Origin of the sequence: Pseudonocardia sp. NPDC049154, assembly GCF_040648315.1 — a bacterium.
Lineage (GTDB): Bacteria > Actinomycetota > Actinomycetes > Mycobacteriales > Pseudonocardiaceae > Pseudonocardia.
In genome coordinates, this window is the sequence record NZ_JBEZDN010000202.1 from 1 (window position 1) to 8,522 (window position 8,522).

The following is an 8,522-nucleotide window of genomic DNA, read 5'->3' on the forward strand; positions in this document are numbered from 1 at the left end:
GACGCCGCCCACCGAGGGGGCCTGCATCGAGTCGAACTCCTGGCGCTTCTGCCGCTTCGACTTGCGGCCCTTGCGGGCCGTCCCGGTGGCGGCGGCGGTCGAGGCCGCGGCGGCACCGCGGGTGCCTTCGGTCGTCCCGGCGGTCCGGCCCGCAAGGGCCGCAAGTCGAAGCGGCAGAAGCGCCAGGAGTTCGACTCGATGCAGGCCCCCTCGGTGGGCGGCGTCCGCCTGCCCAAGGGCCAGGGCGAGACGATCCGGCTGCCGCGCGGCGCGTCGCTGACGGACTTCGCGGAGAAGATCAACGCCAACCCGGCGTCGCTGGTCCAGGTGCTGTTCCACCTGGGCGAGATGGTGACGGCCACGGCGTCGGTCGCCGACGAGGTGCTCGAGCTCCTCGGCAACGAGATGAACTACAACGTCCAGGTCGTCAGCCCGGAGGAGGAGGACCGCGAGCTGCTCGACAGCTTCGACATCTCCTTCGGCGACGAGGGTGACGAGGAGGACTGGGTCGTCCGGCCGCCGGTCGTGACCATCATGGGTCACGTCGACCACGGTAAGACCCGCCTGCTCGACACGATCCGCAAGGCGAACGTCCGCGAGGGCGAGGCCGGCGGCATCACCCAGCACATCGGCGCCTACCAGGTGCAGACGGAGCTGGAGGGCGTCGAGCGTCCGATCACCTTCATCGACACCCCGGGTCACGAGGCGTTCACCGCCATGCGTGCCCGCGGCGCGAAGTCCACGGACATCGCGGTGATCGTGGTCGCGGCGGACGACGGCGTCATGCCCCAGACGGTCGAGGCGATCAACCACGCCCAGGCGGCCGACGTGCCGATCGTGGTCGCGGTGAACAAGATCGACGTCGAGGGCGCCAACCCGGCGAAGATCCGCCAGCAGCTGACCGAGTACAACCTGGTCGCGGAGGAGTACGGCGGCGACACGATGTTCGTCGACATCTCCGCGAAGCAGGGGACGAACATCGAGCAGCTGCTCGAGGCGATCCTGCTCACCGCGGACGCGGCACTGGACCTGCGGGCCAACCCGGCCATGGAGGCCCAGGGCGTCACGATCGAGGGTCACCTCGACCGCGGCCGCGGCCCCGTCGCGACCGTGCTGGTCCAGCGCGGCACGCTGCGGGTCGGCGACTCGATCGTCGCGGGCGACGCCTCCGGGCGCGTCCGGCGGATGGTCGACGAGCACGGCGCGGACGTCACCGAGGCGCTCCCGTCGCGTCCGGTGCAGGTCATCGGTCTGACCTCGGTCCCGGGTGCGGGCGACACGTTCCTCGTCGTCGACGAGGACCGGGTGGCCCGGCAGATCGCGGACCGGCGGCGGGCGCGCGAGCGCAACGCCGAGCTGGCCAGCCGCCGCAAGCGCGTGTCGCTCGAGGACCTCGACGCCGCGCTGAAGGAGACCAGCACCCTCAACCTGATCATCAAGGGTGACAACTCGGGTACCGTCGAGGCCCTCGAGGACGCCCTGATGAAGCTGGACGTGGGTGAGGACGTCGACCTGCGGGTGATCCACCGCGGCGTCGGTGGCATCACCGAGGGCGACATCAACCTCGCCATCGCGGACAACGTCATCGTCATGGGCTTCAACGTCCGCGCCGAGGGCAAGGCCACGGAGCTGGCCAACCGCGAGGGCGTGGAGATCCGCTACTACTCGGTGATCTACCAGGCGATCGAGGAGATCGAGCAGGCCCTGAAGGGCATGCTCAAGCCCGAGTACGAGGAGGTCGAGCTCGGCCGCGCGGAGGTCCGCGAGGTCTTCAAGTCCTCCAAGTTCGGCACGATCGCCGGTTGCCTCGTGATGAACGGCGAGATCCGCCGCAACGCCCGCGGGCGGCTGCTGCGCGACTCGGTGGTCATCGCGGAGAACCTGCCGATCAGCTCGCTGCGCCGCTTCAAGGACGACGTGGTCGAGGTCCGCGAGGGCTTCGAGTGCGGTCTGACCCTGGGCACGTACAGCGACATCAAGGTCGGCGACGTCATCGAGACGTTCGAGATGCGGGAGAAGCCCCGCGCGTGATCGAGGTCGGCGGCGCGGCCGGTACCCCACCGGCCGCGCCGTCGCGCAGGTGACATGTACGTAGGAGCACTGGAGCTGGACGTCCTGCTCGGGGACGTCCACTCGCTCAAGCAGAAGCGCTCCGCCGTGCGGCCCGTCGTGGCCGAGCTGCGGCGGCGTTTCGCGGTGTCCGCCGCCGAGGCGGGGCACCTGGACCTGCACCGCCGTGCCCTGATCGGGGTGTCCTGCGTCGCCGCGGACCCCCGGCACGTCACGGACGTGCTGGACTCGTGCGAGCGGCTGGTGGCCGCCCGCCCCGAGCTGGAACTGCTGTCGGCCCGGCACCGGATGCTGGGGCCGGAGGATTGAACGGCGTGAGCGGAGATCCTCGACCCGTCGACGGTCGCCGTGCACGGCCCGCAGGGAGGAGCGCGTCATGGTGGACCAGGCCCGCGCCCGCCGGTTGGCGAAGCGGATCTCGCAGATCGTCGCCGGGGCGCTCGAGCACGAGGTGAAGGACCCCCGCCTGGCGATGGTGACCATCACCGACACCCGGGTCACCGGGGACCTGCGCGAGGCCACCGTGTACTACACGGTGCTCGGCCGCACGGTCGACGAGGCGCCCGACGCCGCCGGGGCCGCCGCCGCGCTCGACAGCGCCAAGGGCGTCCTGCGCACGATGGTCGGCCGCCAGACCGGTGTCCGGCACACCCCGAGCCTGGCCTTCGTCGCCGACGAGGTCCCGCACGAGGCCCGCCGGATGGAGGAGCTGCTCGCCCGCACCCGGGCGTCCGACGCCGAGGTGGCCCGCCTGGCCGCCGGCGCCCGGCCCGCCGGCGACGCCGATCCCTACCGCGCGCCGCGCGACGAGGACCCCGACTCCGCCGCGGCCGGGGACGAGTGAGCAGCCGGTGACCGCGCAGCCCCGGTTCGCGGCGTTGGGCCCGGACGACCGGGACGACGCCGACGCCGCGATCGACCGCGCGGTCACCCGGGCGGTGCGCGACGCCGCCGCCGTCCTGCGCGAGGCGGAGGAGGTCGTCGTCCTCGGGCACGTGTCGCCCGACGCCGACACCCTCGGCAGCGCCCGCGCGCTCGGGCTGGCGCTGCACCGGCGCGGCAAGTCCGTGCAGGTGTCCTTCGGCGTGCGTGACGGGGACGAGTCCGCACCCGAGTCCCTGCGCGCGCTGGACTCCGCGGGCCTGCTGGTCCCGGCGTCGGCCGTGCCGGAGGCGCCGGAGGTCGTGGTCGCGTGCGACACGGCCGACCAGCACCGGCTCGGCGTGCTCGCCGGGCGGGTCGACGCCGCCGGCCGGTCGGTCCTCGTCGACCACCACGCGTCGAACCCCGGCTTCGGCACCGTGCGCGTGCTCGACCCGCGGGCCGAGGCGACCGTGATGCTGGTCCGGCGCATCCTCGCCGAGCTCGGCACCCCGCTCGACCCCGAGATCGGCCGGTGCCTCTACGCGGGGCTGGCCACGGACACCGTCGGCTTCCGGATCGGCGGGCCGGGCCCGCACCGGCTGGCCGCCGAGCTGGTCGAGGTGGGGGTGGACGTCGAGCCGCTGATGCGCGGGCTCGTCGACTCGCACCCCTTCGCCTGGCTGGGCGCGCTGGGCGGGATCCTCGCCGCCGCCGAGCTGGAGACCGGCGTGCCGGCCGGGCGGGCAACGGTGCACGCCACCGTGCCGCTCGACGTCGTCCGGCGCTTCCGGCCCGAGGAGGTCGAGAGCGTGGTCGACCACGTCCGCACCGCCGTCGAGGCCGAGGTCACCGTGGTGCTCAAGCAGGCCGGCGAGCGCCGCTGGACCGTCTCGCTGCGCTCGCGGGGCGCGGTCGACGTCGCGGCGGTGGCCGTCGGGCTCGGTGGCGGCGGTCATCCGCGGGCCGCCGGCTTCACGATCGACGGGACCCGCGACGAGGTCCTCGCGGCGATCCGGACCGCGCTGGCGACCCGGGGACGATCCGGACGAACGTGATACCTCACGTTCACCGCGTTCTCAGGGTGGGGTGCGTACCCTCGGGCCCGACGAGGAGGACGACTTGACTGCTGAGCCCGCCCTCCCCGCCCCGTCCACCCCCCGGGGTGGCGTGGCCGGGAGCATCCCGACCTGCCCCGCACCGCCGCTCGCCGCCGGGCCGCGGCGCGCCTTCCTGGCTGCCGCGGTGCGCAGCCCGGGCCAGATCGGCGCCGTGGCCCCGAGCTCGCCGAGACTGGCCGACCTGCTGGCCTCGGTGGTCCCCACCCACGGCACACCCACCGTCGTCGAGCTGGGGCCGGGCACCGGCTCGGTGTCCGCGGCCATCGCCGAGCGGTTGCCCGCCGGCGCGCGCCACCTCGCCGTGGAGCTCGACCCCCGCCTGGCCGCCTACCTGCGCCGGACCCGCCCGGACATGGAGGTCGTCGACGGCGACGCCGAGCACCTCACCGGGCTGCTCGCCGCGCGCTCGGTGCCCGGTGTCGACGCCGTGGTGAGCGGGCTGCCCTGGTCGCTGTTCGGCGGGGCCACCCAGCGCGCCATCCTGGACCAGGTCGCCACGGCGATCGGCCCGACCGGCGCCTTCGCGACCTTCGCCTACACCCACACCGCGGCGATGACCACGGCCCGTCGGTTCCGCCGGATGCTGTCGGACGTGTTCGACGAGGTCGTGGTGAGCCGGACGGTCTGGCGCAACCTGCCCCCGGCCTACGCCTACGTCTGCCGCCGCCCCCGCGCCTGAGGGCGATACCAGAGCGTCCAGCGCGAGACCGGCAGGTACCCCATCGCCCGGTAGACGCCGTGGCCGTCGTCGCTGGAGATCAGCACGGCGGGCAGGGCGGGGTCGGCCAGTGTGGCCGCCCACGTCACCGCGGCGCCGATGCCGCGGCCGCGGTGCTCCGGGAGGGTGGCGACGCACTCCACGTCGACCACCCCGTGCCGGGTCCAGGACAGTGCGGTCGCGACCGGCCCGCCGTCGGCGTACGCCAGCCAGAACCGTGCCGGGCCGCCCAGGAGGGCGGCCGGTGCGGGCGAGGCGGGGACGGGGAAGCCCGCGGCGAGCACGGCCGCCCACTCGGCGAGGGCTGCGGGGTCGTGCACCTCGGTCACCGTGACGTCCTGTGGCGGCGGCGGTGCGGCCCCGCCGGCGGGCCGCACCATGAAGTGCGGGCACCCCATGAGCTCCAGGCCGGCGGGCCGCAGGTCCGGCGTGGGGTGCGGGGTGACGAGCAGGCAGGGTCGTTCGGGCCCGACGTCCGCGGCGCGTGCCGCGGCGAGGTCCACCGGCCCCGCGGACACCGCCGCGTTGAGGAACACGCAGGGGGACAGCGCGTCGGCGACCAGGAGCCCGCCGACACGGCGGACGGTGCCGCCGGCGGCCTCCGCCCAGGCTACGGCCCGGTCGCTCATGGCCCGCACCGCGGCGAGGGTCAGAGAGTCTCCGGAGGGGGTGGTCTCCTCCCAGCCGGTGGTCGGGCGGGCGCTCGTCCCAGCACTCATGTCAGGGCTCCAGCAGGTAGAAGCGGAACATCTCGTGCTCGATCGGCAGCACGGTGACCCCAGCGAACCCGGCCTCGGCGGCATAGCGCCGAAGGAGGTCGGGCCGCAGGACGGTGCCGGTGGCGGCGGAGTCCGGCTCGCAGCGCCCCACGGGCAGGCAGTGCAGCACGCTGGCCGCGTACAGGAAGCGCTGCATCGGGTCGGCGCCGGGGGAGAAGGCCTCGTCGGCCCGCTCGTCCATGATCACGACCGGGCCCTCGGTGATCCGGTGCGCGGTCCGCAGCGCCGCGACCGGATGGGCGAGGTCGTGCAGCATCTCGAAGGCGAAGACCGCGTCGTACCGGCCGGTCAGTGCCGGGTCCTCGACGTCGGCGACCACGAACCGCACGCGGTCGGCCACGCCCGCCTCGACCGCGTGCTCGCGGGCCGCCTCGATCGACGGCGGATCGACGTCGAACGCGTCGACCCGCACGCCGGGATAGCCCTGCGCGAGCGCGATCGCCGCCCAGCCCTCGCCGCAGCCGAACTCGGCGACGGTGCTGTCGGCGGCCAACCGGGCGTCGAGTCCCGGCACCCGCGGCACCCACTCCTGGACCAGCTGCCCGACGAAGCAGGGCCGGCTCAGCGCCGCCTGCGCGTGCTGGACGCCGTAGGCGCTGTAGGGCACGCCCGCGCCGGTGCGGAAGGCCTCGGTCAGGGCGGGCAGCACCCGGCCGAGGGACTCGACGAACTCGGCGAGCGGGACGAGCCGGGCGGGGCTGTCGAGGTCGATCAGCACCGGTTCGCTGCCCGGGACCAGGCCGAACCGGCGCTGCTCGGGATCCGCGGCCGGGTCGTCGACGGTGAGCAGGCCCGCCGTGGCCTGCTGCTCGCACCACTCACGGGCGTACCGGGTGTCGACGTCGGCGGTCCTCGCCAGCTCCGCCGCGGTCGACGGGCGTTCCGCGAGGGCCCGGTACAGGCCGAGCCGGTCGCCGAGCAGCACGGTGGCCAGCTCGAACGCGCCCAGACCCGCCTCGAACAGGCGGCCGGCGAGCTCCTCGGTGGACGAGGCGGTGCTCGTCGGCAGGGTGTCGGTCATGGCGTTCTCCTTCCCTCACCGGAGAAGGCGCCACGGACCGCGTAGCGGTGCTACAGCCGCCAGGCGACCGCGCGCTCGGGCTCGTAGCGGCAGAAGGTGCCGGTGTGGACCGAGGCGCGCAGGTGCCTGCCCAGCTCGGGGTGCACCGCGGCGACCCGGTCCACGGCCGCACGTACCCGGTTGCCGACGGCCTTGCGCCGGCGCTCGACGTCGGATCCCGCTCGACGCGGACGCCCGCCGAGCCCGGTGACGGCGCTCAGCTCGGCGATCAGGGCGTCCCGTTCCGCCGTGGCGCGGGCGGCGCGCTCCGGGTCGTGCGCCGCCGCGGCCTCCTCGACCTCCTCCTCGAGATCGCGCAGCCGGGCCCGGTAGGCGGCGACGGCGGTCCGGTCGGTGAGCGCGAGGCCGCTCCCGTCCTGTGTGGGCAGGCCGGCCAGCTCGTGCACGGCGACCTCGCGGCCCGGACGGGCGAGCAGGACGGCGAGGTCGCGCAGGCCCTTGCTGTCCCGCAGCCGGACTGTCCGGCCGGAGTAGCTCAGGGCCCAGACCTCGCCGTCGCGGCGGAACTCGGCGGGCCCGGCCCCGGACTCCGCAGGTCCGCGGTCGAGCTCCGCCGCCCACGCCCTGGTCCGCCGGGCGAGGCCGGCGCCTGCGCGTGCATCGGCCTCGACCGCTGCGGCGAGGTGCCGCCGCGCCGCGGGCCGGTTCTCGAGGAGCGCGGCGAGCCGGCCGAGGAACGCGTCGACCGAGCCCCACGTCCCGGCCACCATCCCTTCCACGGCGAACAGCCCGGCGTGGGGGAGCAGCAGCGCGTAGGTGCGGGCGCCGGCCGCGCGGTCGCCGAGGAGCTGCGCGGCCTGCGCGGCCTGCACGGCCTCGGGCAGCCACTCGCTGTCGTGCGGCCCGGCACCGCGCTCGTCGAGCCAGCGGCCGAGGAGGTCGGCCGCCCCCGCCTCGCCGGTGAGCGCGCGCAGGAGGGCGTTCGTCGCGTACCCGGCGGCCCCGAGCTCCGGCGCCAGGCGCAGGAAGCCGTCGAGGTCCGCTTCCTCGGGCCGATCCCGGAGCACCGCCGCGACGAACCGCTGGGTGAGCAGCAGGATCTCCGCGTTGCCGCTGCCCGAGCGCGAGACCAGCCGAGCGAGCTCGGCGTCGTGCCGGCGCCAGGCCTCCTCGTCGCCGGCGGCGAGCGCGCGGGCGCCACGCCAGAGCGGGACGCACCAGCTCAGCCCGGCCTGCCGCAGCGGCTCCACGACGTGCGCGTACTCGCCGATCTCCACGTCGACGTCGGCCCAGCGACCCGCCTCGGCCAGCGCGACCGCGCGCAGCCGCCGGCCGAGCAGCTCCGTGGCGCGGTCCCGGACCCGCCGCGCACACGTCACGATCTCGTCCGCCGCCTTCCGCCGCTCGACGACGTGGGCGGGCCCGGCCGTCGCGTCGCAACGGGCCGCGAGGGCCGCGGCCAGCACGCGCGGGTCGCCCAGCCGGCGGGCGCCGGCCACGGCCTCGTCGACCAGGGCCAGGCGGCGCGGCTCGTCGCCGGTGAAGGACAGCGCGACCGAGAGCCGCGCCGCGAGGGCCGCACGGAGGGCCTGCTCGCCTGGCGGGACGACGGCCAGCGCCTCCTCGAGCAGCGTGCACCGGTCCGGGTCGCGCAGGTCGATCTCGAAGCCGGCGGTGCCCCCGGTGGCGCCGAGCGCCGCCGTCGCGAGCAGGTCGGGCCGGTCGTGCCGGCGGGCGTGGGCGGCCGCTTCGCGACAGGCGGCGCGGGAGCGCCCGGGATCACCCGCCGCGAGGGCGGCCTCGCCCAGGGCGCACAGCACCTCACCGCGGTCGGGCGCGGGGGCACCGACGTCGAGTAGCGCCCTCCCCATGTCGAAGCGGATGTTCTCCACGTAGCGGGCCGGGGTGGTGGACAGCTCGTCGTGGAAGAGCCGGGTGAGTTGCCGGGTGCT

At 75.4% G+C, this 8,522-nt stretch carries 6 protein-coding genes and 2 pseudogenes; 5 read left to right on the plus strand and 3 right to left on the minus strand.

What is annotated here, in order from left to right; translation table 11 throughout:
• Positions 1 to 84 precede the first annotated feature (84 nt).
• The 5 genes and pseudogenes from infB to AB0B41_RS41710 form a co-directional block, all read left to right on the plus strand.
• A pseudogene (gene infB, locus AB0B41_RS41690) lies at positions 85 to 2,031 on the plus strand (translation initiation factor IF-2); the annotation flags it as partial.
• A 54-nt stretch (positions 2,032 to 2,085) separates the two neighbouring features.
• Entirely contained in the window at positions 2,086 to 2,379 is a 294-nt protein-coding gene (locus AB0B41_RS41695; RefSeq protein ID WP_037047065.1) for a DUF503 domain-containing protein, read from the plus strand.
• 67 nt (positions 2,380 to 2,446) lie between these two features.
• Positions 2,447 to 2,914 (plus strand): 30S ribosome-binding factor RbfA, encoded by a 468-nt coding sequence (gene rbfA, locus AB0B41_RS41700; protein ID WP_358212585.1) that lies wholly within the window; start codon positions 2,447 to 2,449, stop codon positions 2,912 to 2,914.
• Positions 2,915 to 3,008: 94 nt separating this feature from the next.
• Positions 3,009 to 3,989 (plus strand): DHH family phosphoesterase, encoded by a 981-nt coding sequence (locus AB0B41_RS41705; RefSeq protein ID WP_358212589.1) that lies wholly within the window; start codon positions 3,009 to 3,011, stop codon positions 3,987 to 3,989.
• A 187-nt stretch (positions 3,990 to 4,176) separates the two neighbouring features.
• Positions 4,177 to 4,731 (plus strand): methyltransferase domain-containing protein, encoded by a 555-nt coding sequence (locus AB0B41_RS41710; RefSeq protein ID WP_358212590.1) that lies wholly within the window; start codon positions 4,177 to 4,179, stop codon positions 4,729 to 4,731.
• Here the strand turns inward: AB0B41_RS41710 and AB0B41_RS41715 are convergent.
• The 3 genes and pseudogenes from AB0B41_RS41715 to AB0B41_RS41725 all read right to left on the minus strand — a co-directional run.
• Entirely contained in the window at positions 4,704 to 5,489 is a 786-nt protein-coding gene (locus tag AB0B41_RS41715; RefSeq protein WP_358212586.1) for a GNAT family N-acetyltransferase, read from the minus strand. The two genes, AB0B41_RS41710 and AB0B41_RS41715, sit on opposite strands and share 28 nt — an antisense overlap.
• A gap of 1 nt (position 5,490) precedes the next feature.
• The gene (locus tag AB0B41_RS41720; RefSeq protein WP_358212588.1) at positions 5,491 to 6,570 is read right to left on the minus strand and encodes a methyltransferase domain-containing protein; all 1,080 of its coding nucleotides are present in this window, start codon (positions 6,568 to 6,570) and stop codon (positions 5,491 to 5,493) included.
• Positions 6,571 to 6,620: 50 nt separating this feature from the next.
• A pseudogene (locus tag AB0B41_RS41725) lies at positions 6,621 to 8,522 on the minus strand (hypothetical protein); the annotation flags it as partial.

What these genes read in the sequence shown, in the direction of transcription:
- AB0B41_RS41695 (WP_037047065.1), top strand. Translation starts at nt 2,086, where the DNA reads ATGTACGTAGGAGCACTGGAGCTGGACGTCCTGCTCGGGGACGTCCAC.
- rbfA (WP_358212585.1), top strand. Translation starts at nt 2,447, where the DNA reads ATGGTGGACCAGGCCCGCGCCCGCCGGTTGGCGAAGCGGATCTCGCAG.
- AB0B41_RS41715 (WP_358212586.1), bottom strand. Translation starts at nt 5,489, where the DNA reads ATGAGTGCTGGGACGAGCGCCCGCCCGACCACCGGCTGGGAGGAGACC.
- AB0B41_RS41720 (WP_358212588.1), bottom strand. Translation starts at nt 6,570, where the DNA reads ATGACCGACACCCTGCCGACGAGCACCGCCTCGTCCACCGAGGAGCTC.